Annotated in this window: 25 protein-coding genes; 18 read left to right on the forward strand and 7 right to left on the reverse strand. The window is 71.7% G+C overall.

Features of this window, described 5'->3' with window-relative positions:
• Positions 1-41 precede the first annotated feature (41 nt).
• Positions 42-1,145, reverse strand: a complete 1,104-nt coding sequence (locus ACZ42X_RS04320; RefSeq protein WP_468284183.1) for a hypothetical protein — start codon at positions 1,143-1,145, stop codon at positions 42-44.
• A 125-nt stretch (positions 1,146-1,270) separates the two neighbouring features.
• Here ACZ42X_RS04320 and ACZ42X_RS04325 point away from each other — a divergent pair, with 125 nt between their 5' ends.
• A complete protein-coding gene (locus ACZ42X_RS04325) occupies positions 1,271-2,425 on the forward strand; it encodes a cystathionine gamma-synthase (RefSeq protein WP_468284185.1) in 1,155 nt (384 codons plus the stop codon).
• Positions 2,426-2,446: 21 nt separating this feature from the next.
• Here ACZ42X_RS04325 and ACZ42X_RS04330 read toward each other — a convergent pair whose 3' ends face one another.
• From ACZ42X_RS04330 to ACZ42X_RS04340, 3 genes are read right to left on the reverse strand one after another with little or no spacing between them, the layout of a single operon-like run.
• Positions 2,447-2,653 carry a hypothetical protein gene (locus ACZ42X_RS04330; RefSeq protein ID WP_468284187.1) on the reverse strand — a complete coding sequence of 69 codons (207 nt, stop codon included), beginning with the start codon at positions 2,651-2,653 and terminating at the stop codon, positions 2,447-2,449.
• Positions 2,650-3,141: a sigma factor-like helix-turn-helix DNA-binding protein gene (locus ACZ42X_RS04335; protein WP_468284189.1), complete on the reverse strand. Its 492-nt coding sequence runs from the start codon at positions 3,139-3,141 to the stop codon at positions 2,650-2,652. Before ACZ42X_RS04335 ends, ACZ42X_RS04330 begins: the two co-directional genes overlap by 4 nt.
• Positions 3,142-3,172: 31 nt before the next feature.
• Complete coding sequence (locus tag ACZ42X_RS04340) at positions 3,173-3,721, reverse strand: MarR family winged helix-turn-helix transcriptional regulator (RefSeq protein WP_468284191.1); 549 nt, start codon at positions 3,719-3,721, stop codon at positions 3,173-3,175.
• Between the two features lie 226 nt (positions 3,722-3,947).
• Between ACZ42X_RS04340 and ilvA the strand changes: the two genes are divergently transcribed.
• From ilvA to ACZ42X_RS04355, 3 genes are all read left to right on the forward strand, one after another.
• Positions 3,948-5,177, forward strand: coding sequence for a threonine ammonia-lyase (gene ilvA, locus ACZ42X_RS04345; RefSeq protein WP_468284193.1), 1,230 nt, complete (start codon positions 3,948-3,950; stop codon positions 5,175-5,177).
• A 275-nt stretch (positions 5,178-5,452) separates the two neighbouring features.
• Positions 5,453-6,436, forward strand: coding sequence for an ATP-binding cassette domain-containing protein (locus ACZ42X_RS04350; protein ID WP_468284195.1), 984 nt, complete (start codon positions 5,453-5,455; stop codon positions 6,434-6,436).
• On the forward strand, positions 6,433-7,290 hold the full coding sequence (locus ACZ42X_RS04355) for an ABC transporter permease (RefSeq protein ID WP_468284197.1): 858 nt from the start codon (positions 6,433-6,435) through the stop codon (positions 7,288-7,290). Before ACZ42X_RS04350 ends, ACZ42X_RS04355 begins: the two co-directional genes overlap by 4 nt.
• A gap of 71 nt (positions 7,291-7,361) precedes the next feature.
• Here ACZ42X_RS04355 and greA read toward each other — a convergent pair whose 3' ends face one another.
• Both greA and ACZ42X_RS04365 read right to left on the reverse strand, forming a co-directional pair.
• Positions 7,362-7,859 (reverse strand): transcription elongation factor GreA, encoded by a 498-nt coding sequence (gene greA / locus ACZ42X_RS04360; RefSeq protein WP_468284199.1) that lies wholly within the window; start codon positions 7,857-7,859, stop codon positions 7,362-7,364.
• A 216-nt stretch (positions 7,860-8,075) separates the two neighbouring features.
• On the reverse strand, positions 8,076-8,477 hold the full coding sequence (locus ACZ42X_RS04365) for a DUF4307 domain-containing protein (protein ID WP_468284201.1): 402 nt from the start codon (positions 8,475-8,477) through the stop codon (positions 8,076-8,078).
• A gap of 98 nt (positions 8,478-8,575) precedes the next feature.
• Between ACZ42X_RS04365 and mca the strand changes: the two genes are divergently transcribed.
• From mca to ACZ42X_RS04380, 3 genes are all read left to right on the forward strand, one after another.
• Complete coding sequence (mca, locus tag ACZ42X_RS04370; protein WP_468284202.1) at positions 8,576-9,457, forward strand: mycothiol conjugate amidase Mca; 882 nt, start codon at positions 8,576-8,578, stop codon at positions 9,455-9,457.
• The gene (locus ACZ42X_RS04375; protein WP_468284204.1) at positions 9,450-9,680 is read left to right on the forward strand and encodes a hypothetical protein; all 231 of its coding nucleotides are present in this window, start codon (positions 9,450-9,452) and stop codon (positions 9,678-9,680) included. Before mca ends, ACZ42X_RS04375 begins: the two co-directional genes overlap by 8 nt.
• A 443-nt stretch (positions 9,681-10,123) precedes the next feature.
• Positions 10,124-10,318, forward strand: coding sequence for a cypemycin family RiPP (locus ACZ42X_RS04380; protein WP_361427898.1), 195 nt, complete (start codon positions 10,124-10,126; stop codon positions 10,316-10,318).
• 144 nt (positions 10,319-10,462) lie between these two features.
• Here the strand turns inward: ACZ42X_RS04380 and ACZ42X_RS04385 are convergent, their stop codons facing one another.
• Positions 10,463-10,654 carry a hypothetical protein gene (locus ACZ42X_RS04385; protein WP_468284206.1) on the reverse strand — a complete coding sequence of 64 codons (192 nt, stop codon included), beginning with the start codon at positions 10,652-10,654 and terminating at the stop codon, positions 10,463-10,465.
• 27 nt (positions 10,655-10,681) lie between these two features.
• Here ACZ42X_RS04385 and ACZ42X_RS04390 point away from each other — a divergent pair, with 27 nt between their 5' ends.
• The 11 genes from ACZ42X_RS04390 (at position 10,682) to ACZ42X_RS04440 (ending at position 25,105) form a co-directional block, all read left to right on the forward strand.
• Positions 10,682-12,187 carry an alpha/beta fold hydrolase gene (locus ACZ42X_RS04390; protein ID WP_468284208.1) on the forward strand — a complete coding sequence of 502 codons (1,506 nt, stop codon included), beginning with the start codon at positions 10,682-10,684 and terminating at the stop codon, positions 12,185-12,187.
• Complete coding sequence (locus tag ACZ42X_RS04395; RefSeq protein WP_468284210.1) at positions 12,177-12,737, forward strand: hypothetical protein; 561 nt, start codon at positions 12,177-12,179, stop codon at positions 12,735-12,737. Before ACZ42X_RS04390 ends, ACZ42X_RS04395 begins: the two co-directional genes overlap by 11 nt.
• Positions 12,734-13,306 carry a CypD family RiPP peptide-cysteine decarboxylase gene (locus ACZ42X_RS04400; RefSeq protein WP_468284212.1) on the forward strand — a complete coding sequence of 191 codons (573 nt, stop codon included), beginning with the start codon at positions 12,734-12,736 and terminating at the stop codon, positions 13,304-13,306. Before ACZ42X_RS04395 ends, ACZ42X_RS04400 begins: the two co-directional genes overlap by 4 nt.
• Complete coding sequence (locus ACZ42X_RS04405) at positions 13,299-14,036, forward strand: class I SAM-dependent methyltransferase (protein ID WP_361427888.1); 738 nt, start codon at positions 13,299-13,301, stop codon at positions 14,034-14,036. The genes ACZ42X_RS04400 and ACZ42X_RS04405 overlap by 8 nt, the downstream gene beginning before the upstream one ends.
• Positions 14,033-14,665 (forward strand): ABC transporter ATP-binding protein, encoded by a 633-nt coding sequence (locus ACZ42X_RS04410; RefSeq protein ID WP_468284214.1) that lies wholly within the window; start codon positions 14,033-14,035, stop codon positions 14,663-14,665. The genes ACZ42X_RS04405 and ACZ42X_RS04410 overlap by 4 nt, the downstream gene beginning before the upstream one ends.
• A complete protein-coding gene (locus ACZ42X_RS04415) occupies positions 14,662-16,212 on the forward strand; it encodes a hypothetical protein (protein ID WP_468284216.1) in 1,551 nt (516 codons plus the stop codon). The genes ACZ42X_RS04410 and ACZ42X_RS04415 overlap by 4 nt, the downstream gene beginning before the upstream one ends.
• A gap of 70 nt (positions 16,213-16,282) precedes the next feature.
• Positions 16,283-18,313: a thioredoxin domain-containing protein gene (locus ACZ42X_RS04420; protein WP_468284218.1), complete on the forward strand. Its 2,031-nt coding sequence runs from the start codon at positions 16,283-16,285 to the stop codon at positions 18,311-18,313.
• Between the two features lie 318 nt (positions 18,314-18,631).
• On the forward strand, positions 18,632-19,840 hold the full coding sequence (locus ACZ42X_RS04425; RefSeq protein WP_468284220.1) for a glycosyltransferase: 1,209 nt from the start codon (positions 18,632-18,634) through the stop codon (positions 19,838-19,840).
• A complete protein-coding gene (locus tag ACZ42X_RS04430) occupies positions 19,837-21,471 on the forward strand; it encodes an ArnT family glycosyltransferase (RefSeq protein WP_468284222.1) in 1,635 nt (544 codons plus the stop codon). The genes ACZ42X_RS04425 and ACZ42X_RS04430 overlap by 4 nt, the downstream gene beginning before the upstream one ends.
• On the forward strand, positions 21,468-22,649 hold the full coding sequence (locus tag ACZ42X_RS04435; protein WP_468284224.1) for a glycosyltransferase: 1,182 nt from the start codon (positions 21,468-21,470) through the stop codon (positions 22,647-22,649). The genes ACZ42X_RS04430 and ACZ42X_RS04435 overlap by 4 nt, the downstream gene beginning before the upstream one ends.
• Positions 22,650-22,720: 71 nt before the next feature.
• Positions 22,721-25,105, forward strand: a complete 2,385-nt coding sequence (locus ACZ42X_RS04440) for a galactose oxidase-like domain-containing protein (protein WP_468285569.1) — start codon at positions 22,721-22,723, stop codon at positions 25,103-25,105.

The following is a 25,105-nucleotide window of genomic DNA, read 5'->3' on the forward strand; positions in this document are numbered from 1 at the left end:
GGCGGCCCGGCCGGGCCACCCCCTTTCCTTCGGCGGAAGGCTCAGTGCGGCAGCGTCGCCGGGCTGCCGCCGTTCGCCTCGTACCCCGCCACCGCCAGCGCCCGGAAGATCGCGTACTGCGCCGCCGGGTCCTCGCTCAGCGTCCACGGCAGCGCGCCGACGTGGCCGTCCACGTGCACCAGCTGATGCATCGCCTCCGACCAGCGCTCGGCGCTCACCAGGAAGTGGATCAGCAGATGGCGCACGTGCGCCAGCATCGGGTCGTCCGGGCGGGCCGAGTGCACGGCGTACAGCGCGCCCTCCATGGCCTTGGAGACCACCTCGGTGCCGTAGAAGTCCCGCACCAGCGCCACCTCGGGCAGGTGCTCGAAGACCGCGAACAGCGGCAGCGCGGCCAGCAGCGAGCCGCGCGGGGCGCGGGCCGCCGCGGCGGTGGCGAACTGGTCCGCGTCCCGGCGCGAACCGTGCCACTTCTCGCACCAGTAGTGCAGCGCCGCCAGGTGCGCCCCCATGTGGTGCGGCGCCCGGTCGATGATCTTGGCCCACACCTGGTCGAACTGCTCGTGGCCGTACCCGAGCCCGCGCGCGACGGCCAGCTCGATGATGTACGGCACCGGATCGCCGGGCGCCAGCAGCGCCGCCTGCTCGCACACCGTGCGCGCCTCTTCGAGGATGATCCGGAAGTCGTCCGTGCCGGCCGACGACGAGCGCCACGCCTGCTGCACCAGGAACTCCGCGTGCACCGCCGCGCCACCCGGGTCCTTCGGCTTCTCGGCCCGCCACACCCGCAGCCACGCGCCGCCGGTGCCCGGCTGCCGCTGGAGCTCCAGCGCCGCCGCCCCCGCGAACGCCTGCACGCGCTGCCAGCGCACCTCGCCGTCCTTGTCCGTACCGGCCAGCAGCTGTGAGGCGGCCCGCCAGTCCTGCGTCCGCTGCACCACGTCCAGCACGTCGACCAGGTCCTGGTCGGGGCCCGGCATGCGGACGTCCAGCTCCTCCTGGCGCACGAAGCCGTACGCGCTCGGGTCGGCCGCGTCCGGCGCGCCGGGGTCGACCAGCCGGATGCCGCCGCGGCGGCGCGACAGGAACGACGCGACGACCACGCCGATCAGACCGACGGCCAACAGGAACCAGAGAATCTCCATGCGCCCATTGTCCCGGACCCCACCGGCACTCCGGACCCCGCCGGCGGGGTCCGGACCGCAGCGGCGGCCCACCCCACAGCGGCGTCGCGTCCGCCGCGCCCCCGGCCCGACTACGCTCGGGCTGCATGAGCGACGAGCACACGCACCAGAGCTTCGAGACCCGCGCCATCCACGCGGGCAACACCGCGGACCCGCTGACCGGCGCGGTCGTCCCGCCCATCTACCAGGTCTCCACCTACAAGCAGGACGGTGTGGGCGGCCTGCGCGGCGGCTACGAGTACAGCCGCAGCGCCAACCCCACCCGTACCGCCCTGGAGGAGAACCTCGCGGCCCTGGAGGGCGGCCGGCGCGGCCTGGCCTTCGCCTCCGGTCTCGCGGCCGAGGACTGCCTGCTGCGCGCGCTCCTCGCCCCGGGCGACCACGTGGTCATCCCCAACGACGCGTACGGCGGCACCTTCCGGCTGTTCGCGAAGGTCGTGGCCCGGTGGGGCGTGGAGTGGTCCGTCGCCGACACCTCCGACCCGGCGGCGGTACGGGACGCGATCACCGACCGCACGAAGGCCATCTGGGTCGAGACCCCGTCCAACCCGCTGCTCGGCATCACGGACATCGCGGCCCTCGCGGACGTGGCCCGCACCGCCGGGGTCAGGCTCGTCGTCGACAACACCTTCGCCAGCCCCTACCTCCAGCAGCCGCTCGCGCTCGGCGCCGACGTCGTCGTCCACTCGCTGACCAAGTACATGGGCGGCCACTCCGACGTCGTCGGCGGCGCCCTGGTGACCGCCGACGAGGCGCTCGGCGAGGAGCTGGCGTACCACCAGAACGCCATGGGCGCGGTGGCCGGCCCCTTCGACTCGTGGATCGTGCTGCGCGGCATCAAGACCCTCGCCGTCCGGATGGACCGGCACAGCGCCAACGCCGCCCGCGTCGCCGAGATGCTGACCCAGCACCCGAAGGTGACGCAGGTGCTCTACCCGGGGCTGCCCGACCACCCCGGCCACGAGGTCGCCGCCAAGCAGATGCGCGACTTCGGCGGCATGATCTCCTTCCGCGTCCGGGGCGGCGAGGCCGCGGCGGTCGAGGTCTGCAACCGCGCCGAGCTGTTCACGCTGGGCGAGTCCCTGGGCGGCGTCGAGTCGCTCATCGAGCACCCGGGCCGCATGACCCACGCGAGCGTGGCCGGCTCCCTGCTGGAGGTCCCGGCGGACCTGGTGCGGCTGTCGGTCGGCATCGAGAACGTCGACGACCTGCTGGCGGACCTGCGCCGGGCGCTCGGCTAGACCCGGGCCTTCGATCCCGGATCAGGACTCCAGGGCCGACGCCCACACCGTGACCGCGGTCAGCGCGGCGCACAGCAGCAGCCAGGCCGTGCGCCGCAGCAGGCGTGCGCGGCGCAGGCTGCGGGCGCCGCGCTCGATCGCGCGGGCGGCCAGGTCGGCGGGGACCCGCGGGCGCGGCGGGGCCTGGAGCATCCGCCGGACCTCGGCCTCCTTCGCGGGGTCGTTCACGGCGCCATCCCCCGCTCGGCCGCCCGTCCGTCACGGTGGCGGGCCCGTACCCGCATGGCCCGGACCGCGCGCGTACAGAGGACCCGCACCCGCTCCACCGGCAGGCCCAGCACGGCGGCCGTCCGCTCCTCGCCGATCCCCTCGTACAGGCACAGCACGAGGACGAGCCGCTCGCGGGGGGTGAGCGGGGACAGCAGGCCGCCCCGCCCCCGGCGGAAGCGCCAGGCGGCGCGGGCGAACCGTTCCGTCAGCTCGTGGCGGGCGATGTCGTACGGGTCCTCGCCGCGCAGCCGGTCCCAGCGGGCGTACGTGGCGGCCAGCGCGGCGGTCAGCAGTTCCCGCGCGTACGGGTTCCGGGCCGGCGCCTCGGCCGTCAGCAGCGTGGCGGCGTGCAGCAGCCGGCCGGCCGCGCCCGCGACGAACGCCTCGAACTCGCGGGCGCGGTGGGCCCGTGATCGCCGTGCCGTCGCCCGCCGCCGCTGTCGCACGTCCTCATATGAGGGCGTGCGCACGGCCGGGTCAAGAGGCCGGGGCGGCTTCCGTCGTGTCGTCTTCCGGGGAGGCCGCGGCAGCGGGCGTCTCGACGGGCGGCAGTCCGGCCTGGCGGGCCGAGAGCGCCGAGTTGAACCGGGTGAGCAGCGTGCAGAACGACTCGCGCTCCTCCTCCGTCCAGCCCTCCGTCACCTGGGCCATCAGCTCGCGCCGCGAGGAGCGGACCTCCTCCAGCCGGGCCTGCCCGCGCGGCGACAGCTGGAGCACGACGGCCCGGCCGTCCTCCGGGTGCGAGGTGCGCTTGACCAGGCCGGTGTCCACCAGGGGCGCCACCTGGCGGGTGACGGTGGACGAGTCGATGCCCATCCCGGCCGCCAGCGCCTTCACGCCCATCGGGCCCTCCCGGTCGAGCCGGTTCAGGAGCAGGTACGCGGCCCGGTCCATCGAGTTGCGGAGCTGGCCGGTGCCGCCGAGGCGGGTCTGCTCCGCCCGCCGGGCGAAGACGGCCACCTCGTGCTGGAGGGCATCGAGGAGGCCTTGGTGAAGATCAGTCGTCATGTCCTGGGACGTGGGCATGGCTGCGGCTCTCTCGTGCGGTGGTGGTGGTTGGTGGGGGACAGAGTACGCGGACCCGCGCGAGTCCGTACCAGCGCTGCACAAACGTGATGAGCGGCGGTGTGAGCGGCCCTCCGGGCGCCGGTCCGGCGCTGGTCCGGCGCTGGTCCGGCGCTGGTCCGGTACTGGTCCGGAGCCGCGGCGAGCGGTGATGTGGGGCGTGGGGCGAGCTGCGAGACTGGCGGTCATGAGCTTCCGTACGACGTACCCCCCGCACCGCCTGATCCTCGACGACATCCGCGGGGCGCAGAAGATGCTGTCGGGGGTGGCCCGGATGACGCCCATGGAGGGCAGCCGGCACCTGTCGAAGCTGGTGGGGGCTCCGGTACACCTGAAGTGCGAGAACCTCCAGCGGACGGGCTCGTTCAAACTGCGCGGCGCGTACGTGCGGATCGCCGGGCTCCGCCCCGAGGAGCGGGCGGCCGGGGTGGTCGCCGCGTCGGCCGGGAACCACGCGCAGGGCGTCGCCCTCGCCTCCTCGCTGCTGGGTGTGCGCTCCACCGTCTTCATGCCGGTCGGCGCGCCGCTGCCGAAGGTGGCGGCGACCCGGGAGTACGGCGCCGACGTCCGGCTGCACGGTCACGTGGTGGACGAGACGCTGGCCGCCGCGCAGGAGTACGCGCGGGCGACGGGCGCGGTGTTCATCCACCCCTTCGACCACCACGACATCATCGCCGGACAGGGAACGGTCGGGCTGGAGATCCTGGAGCAGTGCCCGGAGGTGCGGACGATCCTCGTGGGCGTCGGCGGTGGCGGCCTGGTGGCGGGCGTCGCGACGGCGGTCAAGGCGCTGCGCCCGGACGTGAAGGTGATCGGGGTGCAGGCGCAGGCGGCGGCCGCGTACCCGCCCTCCCTGCGGGCGGGCCGGCCGGTCGTCGTGGACACCGCGCCCACGATGGCCGACGGCATCAAGGTGGGCCGCCCCGGCGACGTACCGTTCGCCATCGTCGACGAGCTCGTCGACGACGTCCGCACGGTCTCGGAGGACGCCCTGTCGTCGGCGCTGCTGCTGTGCCTGGAGCGGGCGAAGCAGGTCGTGGAGCCGGCCGGGGCGAGCCCGGTGGCGGCCCTGCTCAGCACGCCGGAGGCGTTCCAGGGCCCGGTGGTCGCGGTGCTGTCGGGCGGGAACGTCGATCCGCTGGTGCTCCAGCGGATCCTGCGGCACGGCATGGCGGCGGCCGGGCGCTACCTGAGCCTGCGGCTGCGGCTGACGGACCGGCCGGGGGCACTCGCGACGATGCTCGGGGTGCTGTCGGTGTCCGACGCGAACGTCCTCGACGTCGGACACGTACGCACCGACCCCCGCCTCGGGCTCACGGAGGTGGAGGTGGAGCTGCACCTGGAGACCAAGGGGCCGGAGCACTGCGAGGAGGTGCGGGCGGCGCTGCGGGACGCGGGGTACGTGGTCATGGAGTGAGGTCCTGGCGTGCCGGGTGGGGCGGCGGGGGAGCCGTATATCGCGATGGGTATCGCGAGAGCCGCACCGGGCGGCTGGGGGCGGCGCGTGGCGGCGAGTGGCGGCCAACAAAGGCTGTGGGCAACGGAAAAGCGCTTGAGTAAACGCGATGTATCGCGTTACGGTGAGCGGGTTGTCATGTTCGCCGGGCGCGACCGACTCGGCGTACCTACGCTCGGGTAGTACGTGTTGATACGCCCGACCCACCACTCGCACCTGCCAACGGGAGAACCCACATGCCAGGCGCTATTCATGCCGAGGGTCTCGTGAAGACCTTCGGCGACGTAAGGGCTCTGGACGGCGTGGACCTGGACGTCCCCGAGGGGACGGTCCTGGGGCTTCTCGGCCCCAACGGCGCCGGCAAGACCACCACCGTGCGCGTGCTCACCACGCTCCTGAAGCCCGACAGCGGCAGGGCGGTCGTCGCGGGCATCGACGTGCTCAAGCACCCCAACGAAGTCCGCCGCTCCATCGGCCTCTCCGGCCAGTTCGCGGCCGTCGACGAGTACCTCACCGGCCGCGAGAACCTCCAGATGGTCGGGCAGCTCTACCAGATGTCCGCCAGGGCGGCGAAGGTCCGCGCCGGTGAGCTGCTGGACCGGTTCAACCTCGCCGACGCCGCCGACCGCCCCGCGAAGACGTACTCCGGCGGCATGCGCCGCCGCCTCGACCTCGCCGCCGCCCTCGTTGTCTCCCCGCCCGTGATGTTCATGGACGAGCCGACGACCGGCCTCGACCCGCGCAACCGCCAGCAGCTGTGGGAGGTCATCAAGGAGCTGGTCGCCGGCGGCACGACGCTGCTGCTCACCACGCAGTACCTCGAGGAGGCCGACCACCTGGCCCACGACATCTGCGTCGTCGACCACGGCAAGGTCATCGCCCGCGGCACCTCCGACCAGCTCAAGGCCCGCACCGGCGGCGAGCGCGTCGAGGTCGTCGTCCACCGGCACGACGAGATCGCCCCGGCCCGCGAGGTCCTCGCCGGGTTCGGCAAGGGCGAGGTCGCCGTGGAGGAGCACACCCGCCAGCTCACCGTGCCGGTCACCGGCGGCGCCAAGCTGCTCGCCGAGGTCATCCGCGAGCTCGACACGCGGGGGGTCGAGATCGACGACATCGGCCTGCGCCGCCCGACCCTCGACGACGTGTTCATCTCGCTGACCGGCCACGCCGCCGAGCGCGGGGACGACGACACCGAGGCCGTGAAGGAGGCCGTGAAGTGAGCACCCTCTCCGACGCCCCCAAGGTCGCGGCCCCCCGGCCGCGCGGGGGCATCGCCCAGTCGGTCGCCGACTCCCTGGTGGTCGCCAAGCGGAACCTGATCCGGATGTCCCGCATCCCGGAGATGGTGATCTTCGGGCTGATCCAGCCGATCATGTTCGTGGTGCTGTTCACGTACGTCTTCGGCGGTTCCATCGAGGTGGGCAGCACCATCGCTCCGGGCGCCTACCGCGAGTTCCTGATGGCCGGCATCTTCGCCCAGACCGTCACCTTCGCCACCGCGGGCGCCGGCGCGGGCATCGCCGACGACATGCACAAGGGCCTGATCGACCGCTTCCGGTCGCTGCCGATGGCCCGCGGGGCGGTCCTCACCGGCCGGACGCTCGCCGACCTCGTCCAGACCACGTTCACGCTGGTCGTGCTCGCAGTCGTCGCCCTCATCGTGGGCTGGCGGGTCCACGAGAACATCGGCAAGGTGCTGCTCGGCTTCGGCCTGCTGCTCCTGCTCGGCTACGCGTTCTCCTGGATCGGCGCCCTGATCGGCCTCTCGGTGCGCACACCGGAGGCGGCCACGTCCGGCGGCCTGATCTGGCTGTTCCCGCTGACGTTCATCTCGAACGCCTTCGTCGACGCCAACAAGCTGCCGACGTTCCTGCGCCACATCGCCGAGTGGAACCCGTTCAGCGCCACGGTGCAGGCGTGCCGGGAGCTCTTCGGCAACCTGCCCCCGGGCTTCACGGTCTCGGACGCCTGGCCCATGCAGCACCCGGTCCTCGCCTCGGTGCTGTGGTCGCTGCTGATCCTGGTCGTCTTCCGGACCCTGGCGGTGCGCAAGTACCGCTCGGCGGCCGCCTGACCTCGGGCGCGTACGAAAAGGGGCCGGGCCGCGTCTCGCGCGGCCCGGCCCCTCTCGTCGATCAGCCGGTCTCAGCCCTGGTACGGCTTGGCGTCGAGGATCTTGACGGACGCCTTCTTGCCGTTCGGGAGCTCGTACTGCGCGTCCTCGCCGACCTTCTTGCCGTTGACGCCCGAGCCGAGCGGCGACTGCGGGGAGTAGGTCTCGACGGCGGAGCTCGCGTACTCGCGGGAGGCGAGGAGGAACGTCAGGGTGTCGCTCTCGTCGCCGTCGAACGCGATGGTGACCACCATGCCGGGCGCGACGACACCGCTCTCCGTGGGAGCCTCGCCGACCTTCGCGTGCTCCAGCAGCTGGGTCAGCTGGCGGACGCGCAGCTCCTGCTTGCCCTGCTCCTCCTTGGCCGCGTGGTACCCGCCGTTCTCGCGCAGGTCGCCCTCCTCCCGAGCAGCCGCGATCTTGGCGGCGATCTCGGTTCGCGCGGGACCAGACAGGTACTCCAGCTCGGCCTTGAGCTGGTTGTACGCCTCCTGGGTGAGCCAGGTGACGTTCTCGCTGGTCTGGGTCACAGGTGCTCCTCGTCGGTACTGGGATACAAAGCAACGCCCTACCCAGAAGCATTCTGCCTTCCTGGATGGGCGAAACCACGAGCCTAACAATTTCGTGGGGAAAGGGGGAGGACGAACGTCACTTATTTTGCGTCGTTGCAGGTCAGCGCGGAATCGGACAGAGCCGTTCCGGTTACTTCAGGCTACTGCGAGGCGCCTACCCCGAGCTGCCCGCTCCTACTCGGAGGTACAGCCGAGCAACTGGGCGCTGGTGGCCTTCGCCGTCGTACGCACCGTGACGACCTCGTCGATCCGCGTGGCGGCCCCGTCGAAGCGGACCTCCTTGCGGCCCACCTCGCCGCCGTTCTCCGCGAGGGCCCGCAGCGTGCAGTAACCGCGGGCGTCCCGCTCCTTGCGGACCTCCAGATGGACCGCGACCCGGTCCTCCGCGGAGAGGTCGAACTTGATCACCTCGGCGCTGACCTTCTGGCCCGCGACGTAGTCGTAGCCGAACCAGCCGACCACGGCGAGCAGCACGGCGCCCAGCACCGCGCCGAGGACCTTGAGCCGGCGGTCGGCGCGCTCGTCCGCCGAGCGGCCGTAACGGCCTTCGGGGAGCCCTTCCCGCACCGCGCTCATGATCGGTCCTCTCGTACGCCGGACGACGGAATTTTCCGTGCTCCGATTCCGTCACTATAGAAGCCGCCCCACGCCGACTATTCATCGAGGATCGAGTCTTGACCGAGCAGCTGCGACTGATGGCCGTTCACGCCCACCCCGACGACGAGTCGAGCAAGGGCGCGGCCACGATGGCCAAGTATGTGTCCGAGGGGGTGGACGTGCTGGTCGTCACGTGCACGGGTGGCGAGCGCGGCTCCATCCTCAATCCGAAGCTCCAGGGCGACGCGTACATCGAGGCGAACATCCACGAGGTGCGCCGCAAGGAGATGGACGAGGCCCGCGAGATCCTCGGCGTCCGCCAGGAGTGGCTCGGCTTCGTCGATTCCGGCCTGCCCGAGGGCGACCCGCTGCCGCCGCTGCCGCAGGGCTGCTTCGCCCTGGAGGACGTCGACAAGGCGGCCGGCCGCCTGGTGAAGTCCATCCGCGCCTTCCGGCCGCAGGTCATCACGACGTACGACGAGAACGGCGGCTACCCGCACCCCGACCACATCATGACCCACAAGATCACGATGGTGGCCTTCGAGGGCGCGGCCGACGCCGAGAAGTACCCGGAGCAGGAGTTCGGCCCGGTCTGGCAGCCCCTGAAGGTCTACTACAACCAGGGCTTCAACCGGCCGCGCACGGTCGCGCTCCACGAGGCGCTCCTCGCCCGCGGCCTGGAGTCGCCTTACGGCGAGTGGCTGGAGCGCTGGAAGGAGTTCCAGCGCGCCGAGCGGACGCTGACCACGCACGTGCCGTGCGCCGACTTCTTCGAGACCCGCGACAAGGCGCTGATCGCCCACGCCACCCAGATCGACCCGGACGGCGGCTGGTTCCGCGTGCCGATGGAGATCCAGAAGGAGGTCTGGCCGACCGAGGACTACGAGCTCGCCAAGTCCCTGGTCGACACCTCCCTCCCCGAGGACGACCTCTTCGCGGGCATCCGGGACAATGTCTGACATGAGCGCACACCAGGCACTGACCCAGCTCGTCCCGATCGCCGCCCAGGAGTTCGACAAGAACAAGGTCACTCCGGGCGTCCTCGGTTTCATCGTCTTCGCCGTCATGGCCCTGGCCGTGTGGATGCTGATGAAGTCGATGAACCGCCACATGGGCAAGGTGAACTTCGAGGAAGCCCCGGAACCGGCGACCGCCCGGACGGCGCCCAAGGGCACCGAGTAACCACCCGGCTCCGCAGCAGGGCCGCTCCGCAGGACGGGGCGGCCCTGCGGCGTGCCCGGGGTCTCCTCTCCGCGGACGCCGTCGAATGGTGATGCCGGCTTTTGTGTACGGAGCGCATTGCAGCGGCGACAGTGAGTCGATGAACCGCGCCCGCCGCAGCGGAACAATTAATTCCGGCATTGCGTCAGCGCGCGGTTTTCTGTCGGTGGCCGAAAAGCACGGTTGATTTTGAGACACGTCGGCTTCGCCGATGTGTAAGGTGCGTGGAGGTCAATGCTGCTTGACGCGTTCTTGCGAGGCTGCTTATAGTCGGCCACAAGATCGAGTTGCAGAAGTTGTGCAGCCCGCTCACTCGGAGTGGACGACGGGGGTTCATCGTTCGGCACGCCGAGACCATTCGCTCGAATGACCACCGACGAAAGGTTAGTGAAGTGCGATCTGAAATGACCATCACGCGCTCGGATTCCGCCGCCATCCGCCCTGAGGCGCTGGCTGCGCAGGATTTCGCGAACACCGTCCTCAGCGGCGCGGCGCCCGGCTTCCACGCGGACTGCGAGACTCCCGCCATGGCCACGCCGGCCACGCCGACCGCTGCTCAGTTCGTCATCCAGGGCAGCACCATCTGCCTCGTCTGCTGACGGATAACTGATCCGGGTGTCGGGGAAACCCGCGTCATGCGGGTTTCCCCGGCATTCGGTTTCCGCGTGCTTGTGATGATGGCCAGATGTGCGATGGGGGAGACGAAGAATCCGGTGAGATGGATGCGGCGGAGGCAGCGTGCCTCACATGCGAATGCCGCCCAGAAAGCGGCTGACCGCGTACTTCTGCCGATAGCGGTCGGGCAGATCCTCGCGGCGGCAGAAACGCTGTTTCTCCGCGAGGAATTCGAAGACGACGGATTTCTCCGGGGCACCTCGGCCCAGCAGTATCCGCCAGGCAGTCTGAGGCACCGGATCGGCCGCGTCCTCGACCATCCGCGTACCCCCAGAGTGCTCGCAGGGGTGACCCTTGCCGCCTCGGCGGGTCTGGTGCTCGCGCGTGGCAACAGGAAGGCGCAGATCGCCGCGGCGACGGTCATCGGAACGTGCAACCGGCTGAACGAGATCCGCACCCCGTACGGACGGGACGGTGCGGACCAGATGACGGCCGTCATCACGCAGTACCGCGCCCTCACGGCGCTGATCCCCGACCGGCAGGTCTCCGACGACCTCTTCCTGCGGGCGGTCAACTTCCAGGCCGGGCTCAGCTACGTGGTCTCGGGCGTCGCCAAGGCCTTCGGGAGCAGCTGGGTACAGGGTGACGCCCTGCTCGAAGTCCTGCAGACGGAGGCCTACGGCCGTGGGCCTGCCGCGGCCCTCCTGCGCAGGTACCCCCGGCTCTGCCGGGCCCTGACCGTCGGCACGGTGGTCTGGGAGGCGGCCTTCCCGCTCATCTATCTGTTGCCGCGCAAGCAGGCCTCCCACGCCCTCTCGGCGGTCAAGGCCTTCCACGTCGGCGTGGCGGCGACCATGGAGCTGCCGCGATTCGTGTGGGGCTTCTTCGGCTCCCACGGAGCGGTCGGCTACGTCCTGGACACCCGCGGCGCGCGCCGGACCTTCGAGAAGACCGTGCTCGGCATCGCCGGCGGCGTCACCCTCGCGAGCGCGCTGATCGCACGCGAGAAGCGCCGGATCGCCGAGCAGCGGCGGCTCGGCCCCAAGGGCGCCGCCCGGCTCCACCATGCGGACGGCGTCGTCGAGTACCGGGTGGACCGCCCCGCGGACGGGTCCTCCTCCGGCACGGTGATCATCCTCGAGTGCGGCCTGGGGCAGTCCCTCGAGTCCTGGGAGTGGGTCGCGGAGGGCCTGGCGCAACAGCACACGGTCATCCGCTACCACCGGCCCGGATACGGCCTCACGACGTCGCGTGCGGAGAGCGGGGACCTCCTGGCCGCCGTCCTCGACGAGGTCGGGGCCGAGGGGGAGATCGTGGTGGTCACCCACTCCATCGGGTCGCTGAGCGCGGCCTCCTACGTGCGCGACGAGCGCTTCGCCGACCGCGTCGGCAAGCTGGTGGTCGTCGACGGCACCGACCCGGTGCTCCTGGAGGAGGACCGTACGGACCGCAGGCGGCTCGGCAAGTTCCTCCAGGCCCAGCTCTACACCCTCCTCGCCGCCGTGACCGGGATCTACGAGTGGGCGCCCAACGCGGTGGAACGGCAGGCGGGATACACGCCCGACACCCAGTACAGCCACGTGCAGTTCGTGTTCACACCGAGGAACATCGTCAACTCGGTCCGCGAGTACCGGGGCATGCGGACCGACGACGCCGTCTCCCGTCTCGGGTCGGTCGCATCGGTCCTGGTCGTCGCCTCGGACGAGTACGCCGACCAACAGGCGGTGCTGGCCGAGAAGCTCGGAGCGAAGATCGAGGTGGTGCACGGCTCCGCGCACCGGTCGATCATCGGGTACCGGAAGCACGCCGAGAAGGTCGAAGGCGCTATCAGAGGGTTCATGGATGCTTGCTGACCGGATCAAGGGCGTGGCGGCCTCCTGCGCCGTGGGGGCGCTCGCGGCTCACCTGGTCGCCACCGTCCTGCAGAACACCCCCGACTCCTACAACCAGGACCTGCGCAAGTTCACGGGCGGCTGGCCCATCCCCGGATGGCGGTTCTTCGCGCCGAACCCGGGCGTGCAGAACGTGCACCTGCTGGTACGTGAGACCACCGGCGACGGTCCGACGCCGTGGCGTGACGTGACCCCGGTGGTCCCGCACGGATGGACACAGGTGCTGTACAACCCGCGGAGCCGCGGCCCCAAGGCGCTGTTCGACGCCATGCAGCAGCTGTCCGTCATGAGCGCGAACCAGGCCGATTTCGCCTGGGTCACCCAGAGCCTGCCGTACGACCTGGTGCTCGCGGCGAGCCGGGCCGCGGTGGCCGACGACGCGCAGGCCCTGCAGTTCCTGCTGATGAACGTGTTCCCCAGCGCGCCGCCGGAGCACCGGATGAAGCCGATCCTCACCTCCGAGTGGATCCCCCTCGGCACTGCTGCCCGCACGGCGGGAGCCGCCGGGTGAACGTGGAGAGGTTCGAGGGCGCGGAGCTCCACGTCCACGTCACGGGTTCCATCAGCGCGGCGCTCGTGCCGTGGTGGATCCACTGGCTGCGGGAGCTCCATCCGGACCTGGTCGTCAACGTGTCGGTGACGCGCGCCGCGTCGCGGTTCCTGGCGGTCCGGTCCCTGCGCCACCTGGCCAACGGCAAGGTGTGGATCGATGCGTGGGACGACGAGGAGACGCCGCCCGAGGTCAACTCCGGGAGGAGCGGCGCCTCCGAGTGTTTCCTCGTCTTCCCCGCCACCCTGGACACCGTCATGCGCCTGGCGCAGGGGCGCGCGGACTCACCCGCCCTCCTGATGCTGCAGGTGACCGATGCGCCCATCGTCATCGCGGACACGTTCCCGGGGTCCAACGAGATCGTCGAGAGCCACCTGCGGACCCTCAAGCTCCGCCCGAACGTCGCGTTCGCCCCGCGGGTGACCGGCGTACGCGCGAGCAACCGGTCGACGGCCGAGGTGGGTTTCAACCTGCCGGGTGCCCTCGCCGTGGCCAACGCAATGCTGAAGGAAGGTCGTCCCGGTGAGTGACCCGAGCGTGTACGACGAGGCGGCGATCGAGGCCTACGACCTGGTGTCCTCGATGCTCTCCCCGGGGGCCGGGCTCGCCGCCTGGGTGTCGTCGCACCGGCCCCTGGCCGGCCGTACGGTCCTGGACCTGGGGTGCGGCACGGGCGTGTCCTCGTTCGCGCTCGCCGAGGCCGGTGCGCGCGTCACGGCGGTCGACGCCTCACGGCCGTCGCTGGACGTCCTCGAGGGCCGACGCCTGGACCGCGACGTCGAAGCGGTGCAGGGCGACTTCCGGGACCTCCGGTTCGACTCCGCGTTCGACGTCATCACCCTGTCGCGGAACACCTTCTTCCTCGCCCAGACACAGGAGGAGAAGATCGACCTGCTGCGCGTCATCGCCCGGCACCTGAAACCGGGTGGCGCGGCCTTCCTCGACTGCACCGACCCCGCCGAGTTCCAGCAGGCGGGCGGCGACGCGCGTTCGGTCACCTACCCGCTGGGCCGCGAGCACATGGTGACGGTGACGCAGACCGCGGACCGCGCCGCCCAGCAGGTCCTGAGCGTCTTCATCGTCCAGAGCGCGTCGACACTGACCGCGTTCCACGAGCAGGCCACCTGGGCTACGCTCGCGGAGATCCGGCTGATGGCACGGATCGCAGGTCTGCAGGTAGCGGACGTCAACGGTTCGTACGCGGGCGAGCCTTACGGGGCGCGCTCTCGGGAGATGCTGGTAGTTCTGGAGCCGCAGTGAGCAACGTGCCCGCCATCGAGGCCGAGGGCGCCACGGTCGTCCTGGACGGAACCACGCTGCTGGCGCCGACGACGTTCGCGGTGATGCCGGGCGAGTTCTGGTGCCTCACCGGCAGCAACGGCTCTGGGAAGACGACCCTCCTGCGGGCCTTCCTGGGAAGCCGGCGGCTGACGGACGGTGCCGTCCGCGTGCAGGGCGAGACCGTCGACCTGGCCAGGCCCCGGCACCGGCGGATCGTCGCCTCGCTCGTCGATCCGGTGCCCGTCGCGCGCGACATGACACTGCGCGAGCAGGTGACCCTGGTGGCCGCCTCCTGGCACGGCAACACCACGACGACCGCGGAGCGCGCCGAAGAGGTCATCGGGCAACTGGGCCTTACCCCTCTGGGCGAGCGGTTCCCCTCGCAGCTCTCCTCCGGTCAGCTGCAGCTCTTCAACCTCGCGCTGACCCTGGTCCGCCCCGCCGACGTGATCCTGCTCGACGAGCCCGAGAGGCACCTCGACACCGACCGCGTCGATCTCGTCGCCACGCTGCTCGCCGAACGCGCGGAGCAGGGGACGTCCTTCCTGGTCGCCACCCACGAGGCCGCCATGGTGGACGCCTGCGACGGCGTCATGGAGCTGGGATGACGACGGACAGCATCACGGCGGTGGAGGCCGACCCCAAGGCCCGCGTCCACGCCGTACGGCACCGGTACGCCCGCCGCGGTGACCGCGCCACGGCGCACGACTGGGCGTACACCATCTACCTCACCGTCATCCTCGCCTCCGTCTACGTGGCGCCGGTCGTCTACCTGGTGAGCACCTCGCAGCCGCTCCTTCCGCTGGGCTCCTCCCAGGCGGCGACGCCCGTGGCGTGCGCGGTCGCGGCCGCGGTGGTCTGGGGCGCCCAGCTCACCGGCCGGTTCTGGGGACCCCTGGTGCTCAAACCGTTCCTGCTGCACGTGTTCATGTCCACGGACCTGTCCCCGACGCACTACCTCGGCCCGATCGCCCGCCGCCGGCTGGTGTACGCGGGACTCGGCACGCTGCTGACGGTGTGCACGGCGGCGTTCCTCGTGACCGACCTGTTCGACCACCGGGGAACCGCGCTCCTGCCGCAGGGCGTGTCCGTCGCGGTGGGCATCGGCGCCGTCGCCGCCGTGGCCTGGCTGTGGGGTCAGATCCGTACGGTGCGCGACAACCTCCTGCTCGCCTCCGCCGTGGCCGCCGCAGCCGTCGTCGTCGCGCTGCTCGGCCGCTCCGCCCTCCTGGGCGGGGGCGGCCTGTGGCTCGTCGCCGGTGTGCTGGCGGTTTCGGCCCTGGTGCTCGGGCGGTCCGCCTTCCGGGCCGTCCGTACGGTCGACCTCGCCCGGCTCGCACGCGAATCGGCGCGTGCCGCCGAGGCCCAGACCTTCGCCTGGACCGGCACGCTCCACCATGCCCTCGACCTCTACCGCCCGCAGCCGCGCGGGCTCACGTCGGTCCTGGTGCGTGCCGACGGGCGCCTGCGCGGCCACCTCGCACAGGGGGCGGTCCGCGCGCTCCGCACCCGGGGTCGTGCCATCGCGGCCGGGGCGTTCCTGCTGACCGGCGGTGCCCTGCTGACGCTCGGCGTCACGGAGCCGGACGGCGGACTGGCGACGTTTTCCCTGGTGGCCGGTCCGGTCGCCGTGTACTGGGGGTCCGGGTGGGTCGGCGAGTCCTGGCGCGGTCTGCGCGACGAGCTGACGCTGGCCCCGTTGTTCGGTGAGTGGTGGGGCGGGATGCTCGCCCGCACCCTGGCCTGGCCGGTCGTCGCGGTGGTGGCCACGGTGGGCCTCGCCGGCGGTGTCGTGGCCATGGTCAGGTGGCCGTTCGCGGGTGGCGGGCCGCTCGACGCGCTGCTGTTCGCCGCGGGGACGGTGGTGCTCGTGCTCGGTGCCCGGTTCCTGCGCGAGATGAAGATGAACCTGCCGATCGAACTGCTGCTGCCCGTCATCACGCCCCTGGGCGACCTGTCCGGGCTCCGGGTCTTCGTCTGGCAGTTCGACGGACTCGTCGTCGTGCTGGTCGGCGTCCTCGCGATGGCGGAGATGCCGTCCGCGCCCGGTGCGGCCCTGGTCGCGCTGGGCATCGCCGCCTGGTGCGTCTGGGCGGGCCTGCGCCGGACGGGGTGGGCCCGCCGGGCCGTGTTCAGCCGCCTCGGCCGGGTGTAGCAGCCCCTGCTCTGAGCGGCGGCGGGAGCGGGGTCCCGCGCGAACCGGCTGCGCAGGGCAGGATGGAGGCATGGCTAACCGACTCGCGCATGAGACGTCCCCCTACCTCCTCCAGCACGCCGACAACCCGGTCGACTGGTGGCCCTGGTCGGACGCCGCCTTCGCCGAGGCCCGCGAGCGCGGCGTACCCGTCCTGCTGTCGGTCGGTTACTCCTCGTGTCACTGGTGTCATGTCATGGCGCACGAATCGTTCGAGGACGACGCCACCGCCGCCTACCTCAACGAGCACTTCGTGCCCGTCAAGGTCGACCGCGAGGAGCGGCCGGACGTCGACGCCGTGTACATGGAGGCGGTGCAGGCCGCCACCGGGCAGGGCGGGTGGCCCATGACGGTGTTCCTGACGCCCGACGCGGAGCCGTTCTACTTCGGTACGTACTTCCCGCCCGAGCCGCGGCACGGCATGCCGTCCTTCCTCCAGGTCCTCGAAGGCGTACGGGTCGCGTGGACGGACCGGCGCGAGGAGGTCGGGGAGGTCGCGGGCAACATCGTGCGCGAGCTGTCCGGGCGGTCGCTCGCCTTCGGCGGGGCCGGGGTACCGGGTGAGCAGGAGCTGGCGCAGGCGCTGCTGGGGCTGACGCGGGACTACGACGCGACGTACGGCGGGTTCGGCGGGGCGCCGAAGTTCCCGCCGTCCATGGTGGTCGAGTTCCTGCTGCGGCACCACGCGCGGACCGGCGCGGAGGGCGCGCTGGAGATGGCGGCCCACACGTGCGAGGCCATGGCGCGCGGCGGGATCTACGACCAGCTCGGGGGCGGGTTCGCCCGGTACTCGGTGGACCGCGAGTGGGTCGTGCCCCATTTCGAGAAGATGCTGTACGACAACGCGCTTCTGTGTCGGGTGTACGCGCACCTGTGGCGGACCACCGGCAGTGAGCTGGCCCGCCGGGTGGCGCTGGAGACGGCCGACTTCATGGTGCGCGAACTGCGCACCGCGGAGGGCGGCTTCGCCTCGGCGCTCGACGCGGACAGCGACGACGGCAGCGGCAAGGTCGTCGAGGGCGCGTACTACGTGTGGACGCCGGAGCAGCTGCGCGAGGCGCTGGGCGAGGAGGACGCCGCCCACGCCGCCCGGTACTTCGGCGTCACCGAGGAGGGCACCTTCGAGCACGGCTCCTCCGTGCTGCAGCTGCCGCAGGACGCCGGGGTCGCCGACGCCGAGCGCGTCGAGGGGATCCGGCGGCGGCTGTTCGACGCGCGCGACCGGCGGTCCCGCCCCGGCCGGGACGACAAGATCGTGGCCGCCTGGAACGGGCTCGCCATCGCCGCGCTCGCCGAGACCGGGGCCTTCTTCGACCGGCCCGACCTGGTCGAGCGGGCCACGGAGGCCGCCGACCTCCTCGTACGCCTCCACATGGACAGCTCGGCGCGGCTCGCCCGTACCTCCAAGGACGGCCACGTGGGCGCCAACGCCGGTGTCCTGGAGGACTACGGCGACGTGGCGGAAGGATTCCTCACCCTGGCCGCGGTCACCGGCGAGGGCGTGTGGCTGGAGTTCGCCGGGTTCCTGCTCGGCATCGTGCTGGACCGGTTCACCGGCGAGGGCGGCGAGCTGTACGACACGGCCCATGACGCCGAGCGGCTCATCCGCCGCCCGCAGGACCCCACCGACAACGCCGCTCCCTCCGGCTGGACCGCCGCCGCCGGGGCCCTGCTCGCGTACGCCGCCCACACCGGTTCCGAGGCCCACCGGACCGCCGCCGAGCAGGCCCTCGGCGTGGTGAAGGCGCTCGGACCGCGCGCGCCGCGCTTCATCGGCTGGGGGCTGGCGGTCGCCGAGGCGGTGCTCGACGGGCCGCGCGAGGTCGCGGTCGTCGGCGGGGCGGACGCGGAGGAGGCCCGCGCGCTGCACCGCGCGGCGCTGCTGGGCACCGCGCCGGGGGCCGTGGTGGCCTTCGGGCGGCCGGGCGCCGGGGACGAGTTCCCGCTGCTCAGGGACCGTCCGCTGATCGACGGGCGGCCCGCCGCGTACGTGTGCCGCCACTTCGTCTGCGACGCGCCTACCACGGACGTGGCCGAACTCGGTCGGAAACTGTCCAACTGACGACGGAAACAATGTTTTTATCGGGATAGCCCCTGAGTGTCGGTCCCGGCCTCTATTCTCATCTGCACGAGGAGTTGAGGAGACTCCGCACGCGTTCTGGGGAGGGCGTGTGCGGACGTCGCGCATGGGCGTCGACGGCCAGGGGGGTCCTGCCGCGATCCGCCCCGAAAAGCTGCTTTTCGATCCGGGGATCGACCACCGCCGCGGTGGCGCGCGCCGTACCTGACCGCGCGCCCGCGTCACCGCGGCAGGTCCAAGGGGGGACCTTCCGTGCTCCTATCGCTGTTCGTCGCTGCCGTTTCACTGGCGTTGTTCTGGATGGCCGCGTTCACACTCTGGTGGCAGATGCACGCCTGGCGTACGCCGGAGACGCTCGCCGCCACCCGATTCGCCCGCCCGGACGGCCAACAGGGCCTGTCCTTCTCGCTGTTGCTGCCCGCCCGGCACGAACAGCTCGTCCTGGAGCACACGATCGACCGGCTCCGGGAGTCCACTCACCGCGACTTCGAGATCATCGTGATAGTCGGCCACGACGACCCGGAGACCGCCGAGGTCGCCGAGCGCGCCGCCGCCCGCGACCCCGGGCGCGTACGCGTCGTGGTCGACACCCACGAGACCAAGAACAAGCCCAAGGCGCTCAACACCGCCCTGCCGTACTGCCGGGGCGACGTCGTCGGGGTCTTCGACGCCGAGGACCAGGTCCACCCCGAGCTGCTCGCCCATGTGGACCACGCCTTCACCGCCACCGGCGCCCACGTCGTCCAGGGCGGCGTCCAGCTGATCAACTTCCACTCCAGCTGGTACTCCCTGCGCAACTGCCTGGAGTACTTCTTCTGGTTCCGCTCCCGCCTCCACCTGCACGCCGCCAAGGGCTTCATCCCGCTCGGCGGCAACACCGTCTTCGTCCGCACCGACGTGCTGCGCGAGGCCGGAGGCTGGGACCAGGACTGCCTCGCCGAGGACTGCGACCTGGGCGTACGCCTCTCCAGCACGGGCAAGAAGGTCGTCGTCGCGTACGACGCCGACATGGTCACCCGCGAGGAGACCCCCGGCACCCTGGTGAGCCTGCTCAAGCAGCGCACCCGCTGGAACCAGGGCTTCCTCCAGGTCTACCGCAAGAAGGACTGGCGCCAACTGCCCACCCTGGGCCAGCGGATGCTCGCCCGCTACACCCTCATGACCCCGTTCATGCAGGCCTTCACGGGCGTCATCATCCCGCTCAACGCCGCGGTCGCCCTCTTCCTCGACGTGCCCGTCGGGGTCGCCTTCGTCACCTTCCTGCCGATGATCACCGCCCTGGTGACGTTCGTCTTCGAGATCGTCGGACTGCACGACTTCGGCCGCCAGTACGGGCTGCGCGTGCGGTTGGTGCACTACCTGAAGCTCATCGTCGGCGGGCCCTTCTACCAGCTGCTGCTGGCGGGCGCGGCCGTCCGCGCGGTCTGGCGCGAACAGCGCGGCCGCAACGAATGGGAGCTCACCAGCCACGTGGGCGCGCACCTCGTCCGAGAGGAGGCCACCCGATGACCGCGACCCTGCCCGCACCGCACACCGCCGCCGCCCCGCAGGCGGCCGCCCCGGCGCCGCCCGACAAGAGACGGCTCGTCACCCGGCCCGTCGTCCGCTTCCGCGGCTCGCGCCCCGACCTGGTCCTGTGCGGCGTCCTGCTCGCCGCGATCCTGCTCGTCCAGGGCTGGAACATCCAGCACTACCCCACCCTCAGCGACGACGAGGGCACCTACCTCGCCCAGGCCTGGGCCGTGCAGAACGGCCAGGGCCTCGCCCACTACACGTACTGGTACGACCATCCGCCGCTCGGCTGGATGCAGATCGCCGCCCTCACCTGGATCCCGTCGCTCCTGGTCCCCGAGTCGATGACCGTCGCCTCCATGCGCCTGGCGATGCTGCTGGTCGCCGCCGCGTCCGCCGTGATGCTGTACGTGCTGGCGCGCCGCCTGTGGCTGCCGCGCTGGGCGGCGGGCCTCGCCATGGCGCTGTTCGGGCTCTCCCCGCTCTCCGTCGTCCTCCAGCGGGAGATCTTCCTCGACAACCTCGCCGTGATGTGGATGCTGCTGGCGTTCTGCCTGGCCGCCTCGCCCAGCCGCCACCTCTGGCACCACTTCGGGGCCGGCCTCGCCGCCGCCGTCGGCGTCCTCACCAAGGAGACGATGCTCGTCGTCCTGCCGGCGCTGCTGGTGACGATGTGGCGGCACAGCCACCGCGACACCCGCAAGTTCGCCGTCACCGGCGCCGTCACGGCCTGCGCGCTGATCGGCCTCACGTACCCGCTGTTCGCGCTCCTCAAGGGCGAGCTGCTGCCCGGCGCCGGACACGTGTCGCTGTGGGAGGGCATCACGTACCAGATGAGCCGCCCCGGCTCCGGCTTCATCCTCACCGAGGGCACCGGCTCCCACGGCGTCCTCGAAAGCTGGCTCTACTACGACCGGGTCCTGCCGCTCGGCGGCCTCGCCGGCGCCGCACTGCTCCTGGCCACCCTCCGCTGGTCGGTCACCGCGCGGGCGCTGGCCGGACCGGCCCTCGCCGTCGCCATCCTGGCGCTCGTCGCGATGCGCCCCTCCGGCTACCTGCCCGCCATGTACGTCATCCAGGCGCTGCCCTTCCTCGCCCTGGTGCTCGCCGGGGGAGCGGCGAGCGTCGCCCACGCCGTCCTGCGCAAGGGCCGCCCGCTGCCGGGGCTGGTCCCCGCGCGCCGGACGGCCGCCGTCCTGCTCGCGGCGGCCGCCGCGGTGTACGTCGTCCCGCGCTGGTACGAAGGCGACCGCACCGCCATGACCGCCGACGCCAACGCCCCCTACCGGGCGGCCGCCTCCTGGCTCTCCCGCGAGGTCCCGGACCCGGCGCGCACGCGCGTGCTGGTCGACGACGCGCTCTGGCTCGACCTGGTGCACGCCGGATACGAACCCGGGCTCGGCGCCATCTGGTTCTACAAGGCCGACCTCGACCCGGCGGTGACGAAGACCCTGCCCGGCGGCTGGCGGGACCTGGACTACGTCGTCGCCTCCCCGACCGTACGGCGCGACGCGCGTGACCTGCCCAACGTCAAGGCGGCGCTGGAGCATTCGACGCCGGTCGCCACCTTCGGCGAGGGCGAGGAGCGGATCGAGATCCGGAAGATCACCGGAGCGGAGGCCTCTTGACCATCCAGCCCACCGGCGCCGAGCACGTCGCCCCGGTCGCCGGGGACGTACCCGAGCCGGGAGCCGTCACCATCGTCATCCCCACCTTCAACGAATCGGGGAACGTACGGGAGCTGCTGCGCCGCATCACCGACGCCGTGCCCCACCGCGTCCCGTGCGAGGTCGTCTTCGTCGACGACTCCACCGACGACACCCCCGCCGTGATCGCCGACGCCGCCCGGGACTGCCCGTTCCCCGTCACCGTCCTCCACCGCGACACGCCCGACGGCGGCCTCGGCGGCGCCGTCGTCGAGGGCGTCAAGGCCGCCACCGCCGACTGGGTCGTCGTCATGGACGCCGACCTCCAGCACCCGCCCGCGCTCGTCCCCGACCTCCTCGCCACCGGCGAGAAGGAGGGCGCCGACCTGGTCGTCGCCAGCCGTTACCTCCCGGGCGGCAGCCGCGCCGGGCTGGCGGGCGGCTACCGCGTCGCCGTCTCGCGCGCGGCCACCTGGGTCGCCAAGGGGCTGTTCCCGCGCGCCCTCGGCCCCATCAGCGACCCGATGAGCGGCTTCTTCGCCATCCGGCGCTCCGCCGTGACCGCGGACGTCCTCAAGCCCCTCGGGTACAAGATCCTGCTGGAGCTGGCCGTACGGTGCCGGCCGGCCGGGGTCGCCGAGGTGCCGTTCGTCTTCGAGGAGCGGTACGCCGGCGAGTCCAAGTCCACGGCGAAGGAAGGCCTGCGCTTCCTGCGCCACCTCGTCGAGCTGCGCACCGCGTCGCCGCTCGCGCGCATGGCCGCCTTCGGACTGATCGGCCTCACCGGCTTCGTACCGAACCTCGCCGCCCTGTACGTCCTGACCGGCCTCGGGGTGCACTACCTCCCGGCCGAGATCCTGGCCAACCAGTTCGGCGTCGCCTGGAACTTCCTCCTCATCGAGGTGCTGCTCTTCCGCGACCGCCGCCACCACCGCCACTGGGCCGACCGCGTCGGCCGCTTCGCGCTGCTCGCCAACGCCGACCTCGTCGTGCGCATCCCGCTGATCGCCCTGTTCGTCGGGCAGCTCCACCTGTCGGTGCTGCCCGCCACCGCCCTCGCGCTGCTGACCACCTTCGTCCTGCGGTTCGCCGGGACGGAGGCGCTGGTCTACCTGCCCCGCAGAGCGCGTGCGGCCCGCACGGGAAGGAACCTCCGGTGAAACGGACCGCCCCACGACGCCTCCCAGGGCGCCTCCCACGCCGCAGAGTGGCCCTGCTGGCCGTCGGCGCCATGACCTCCGGCCTGCTCCTGGCGGCCCAGCCCCCGGCCGCCGCCGGGGTCAACCTCATCAAGAACCCCGGTTTCGAGACCCCGGGGACCGGCCACGACGGCATGCCCGCCTGCTGGTCCAAGTCCGGCTGGGGCGACAACGACGCCACCTTCACCACCACCACGGACGCCCACTCCGGCACCGGCGCCATGAAGGTCGAGCTGACCCGCCGGGTCGACGGCGACCGCAAGGCCCTGATCACCGAGTCCGACGCCTGCGCCCCGCCCGTCGTCGCCGAGCGGCAGTACGACCTGTCCCTCTGGTACAAGTCGACGACCCCCGACACGGCGATCACCCTCTTCCGGCACGAGACAGGCGCGGGCTGGCAGTACTGGACGGACCTCAAGACCCTCCCGATGGCGGGCGCGTACACCCGCGCCGAGGTGCGCACGCCCGTCGTACCGCCGGGCACGGACCGCATCGCCTGGGGCGTGTCCGTCTTCGGCACCGGCAGCGTCACCACCGACGACTACGTGATGGAGGAGGTCGCGGCCCCCGCGCCCGACCCGGTCTGCACGGGCACGGCCGAGGAGTGCGCGAAGGGCAAGTGGGAGGTGCTGGGCGTCAAGAACCCGGTCCGCTCCATGCACTCCGTCGTCCTCCACAACGGCAAGGTGCTGCTGATCGCGGGCTCCGGCAACGACCCGGAGATGTTCAAGGCGGGCACCTTCACCTCCGCCGTCTACGACCCGGCCAACGGCTCGTTCAAGACCATCCCGACCCCCGTCGACATGTTCTGCGCCGGCCACGTGCAGCTGTCCGACGGCCGGGTGCTGGTCATGAGCGGCAACAAGGGCTACCCGTCCGCCGACGGCAAGATCGGCTACCAGGGCCTGAAGGACTCGTACGTCTTCGACCCCGCGACCGAGTCGTACACCAAGACCAACGACATGCACGACGGCCACTGGTACCCGTCGGCGACGATCCTCGGCAACGGCGACGTGATCTCCTTCGGCGGCCTGAAGGAGGACTCCACCGGCAACGTGACGGCGGAGAAGTTCTCCGCGGCGCAGAACAAGTGGCTGCCGACGAACGAGGTCAAGCAGACCTGGTCGTACTGGGGCCTGTACCCGTCGATGATCCTCATGCAGGACGGGCGGCTGTTCTACTCCGGCAGCCACACCTTCGGCAACGGCACCCCCGGCACCGGCGCCTCCATCTACGACTACGACAAGAACACCATCACCGACGTGCCGGGCCTGCGGAACAAGGACGAGCGCGACGAGTCCGCCAGCGTGCTGCTGCCCCCGGCGCAGGACCAGCGGGTGCTGACCATCGGCGGCGGCAACAACGAGAGGAACCCCGCCGCCAACCGCCTCACCGACATCATCGACCTCAAGCAGCCCAACCCGGCGTACGTCGCCGGCCCGCCCCTCCCGCAGGGCCTGGTCGACCAGGGCACGGGCAAGCGCCCGCAGACCGGCGACGAGGGCAAGATGTACGTCTCCGCGGTGCTGCTGCCCGACGGCAAGGTCCTGGAGACCGGCGGCGCGCTGCACGACCGGGCCGACCCGGTGTACGAGGCGTCGCTCTTCGACCCGGCCACCGACACCTACCAGGCGGGCATGGCCGCCGACCCGGTCCCGCGCGGCTACCACTCCTCGGCGTTCCTGCTGCCCGACGGCCGGGTGATGGCCGTCGGCGACAACCCCGGCAACGGCTCGTACAACCACGACGTGTCGATCTACACGCCGCCGTACCTGCTCAAGGGTCCGCGCCCGAAGATCACCTCGGTGATCGACGGCCGCTGGAACTACGGCGACACCCAGCGGATCACGGTGGACCGGCCGATCGCCAAGGCGGAGCTGATCCGACCGGCGGCCGTCACCCACTCCTCCGACCCCAACCAGCGGTTCGTCGACCTGCCGCTGTCCGTCATCGACGACCGGACGGTCGACCTGAACGTCACCGGGAACCCGAACCTCGCCCCGCCCGGCTGGTACATGCTCTTCGCGGTCGACGCGCACGGCATCCCGTCCCTCGCCCGGTGGGTGCACCTCGGCGGGCCCGCGGCGATGGCGGCGGAGGCGGAGAGGTCGGCGCACGTCCACGACTTCGCGGGCGACCTCGCCGCCGCGCCGAAGAAGCCGCTGAAGAAGCGGGACTCGGCCCCGGTCAGCCCGCGGATCGCCGGGTGCGACCGGCACTACGGCACGGCCGGGGTGTGCGTGCCGACGGCGTTCCCGGCGTCGGTGAAGGCGACGACCAAGGCCCGCTGCGACTGGCTGGCGGCGCACGACTACGGCCGCCTGAAGGTCAACGGCAAGGACGACCCGCTGCGGCTCGACCCGAACCGCGACGGCCTGGCCTGCGGAAAGGGGGACACCCCGCCGAAGCGCCGCTAG

It is taken from the genome of Streptomyces sp. NPDC030862, from assembly GCF_055571835.1.

Coding starts and splice junctions, on each gene's coding strand:
- ACZ42X_RS04320 (WP_468284183.1), bottom strand. CDS start 1,145: ATGGAGATTCTCTGGTTCCTGTTGGCCGTCGGTCTGATCGGCGTGGTC.
- ACZ42X_RS04325 (WP_468284185.1), top strand. CDS start 1,271: ATGAGCGACGAGCACACGCACCAGAGCTTCGAGACCCGCGCCATCCAC.
- ACZ42X_RS04340 (WP_468284191.1), bottom strand. CDS start 3,721: ATGCCCACGTCCCAGGACATGACGACTGATCTTCACCAAGGCCTCCTC.
- ilvA (WP_468284193.1), top strand. CDS start 3,948: ATGAGCTTCCGTACGACGTACCCCCCGCACCGCCTGATCCTCGACGAC.
- ACZ42X_RS04350 (WP_468284195.1), top strand. CDS start 5,453: ATGCCAGGCGCTATTCATGCCGAGGGTCTCGTGAAGACCTTCGGCGAC.
- ACZ42X_RS04365 (WP_468284201.1), bottom strand. CDS start 8,477: ATGAGCGCGGTGCGGGAAGGGCTCCCCGAAGGCCGTTACGGCCGCTCG.
- ACZ42X_RS04375 (WP_468284204.1), top strand. CDS start 9,450: ATGTCTGACATGAGCGCACACCAGGCACTGACCCAGCTCGTCCCGATC.
- ACZ42X_RS04380 (WP_361427898.1), top strand. CDS start 10,124: ATGACCATCACGCGCTCGGATTCCGCCGCCATCCGCCCTGAGGCGCTG.
- ACZ42X_RS04385 (WP_468284206.1), bottom strand. CDS start 10,654: ATGGTCGAGGACGCGGCCGATCCGGTGCCTCAGACTGCCTGGCGGATA.
- ACZ42X_RS04395 (WP_468284210.1), top strand. CDS start 12,177: ATGCTTGCTGACCGGATCAAGGGCGTGGCGGCCTCCTGCGCCGTGGGG.
- ACZ42X_RS04415 (WP_468284216.1), top strand. CDS start 14,662: ATGACGACGGACAGCATCACGGCGGTGGAGGCCGACCCCAAGGCCCGC.
- ACZ42X_RS04420 (WP_468284218.1), top strand. CDS start 16,283: ATGGCTAACCGACTCGCGCATGAGACGTCCCCCTACCTCCTCCAGCAC.
- ACZ42X_RS04425 (WP_468284220.1), top strand. CDS start 18,632: ATGGCCGCGTTCACACTCTGGTGGCAGATGCACGCCTGGCGTACGCCG.
- ACZ42X_RS04430 (WP_468284222.1), top strand. CDS start 19,837: ATGACCGCGACCCTGCCCGCACCGCACACCGCCGCCGCCCCGCAGGCG.
- ACZ42X_RS04440 (WP_468285569.1), top strand. CDS start 22,721: ATGACCTCCGGCCTGCTCCTGGCGGCCCAGCCCCCGGCCGCCGCCGGG.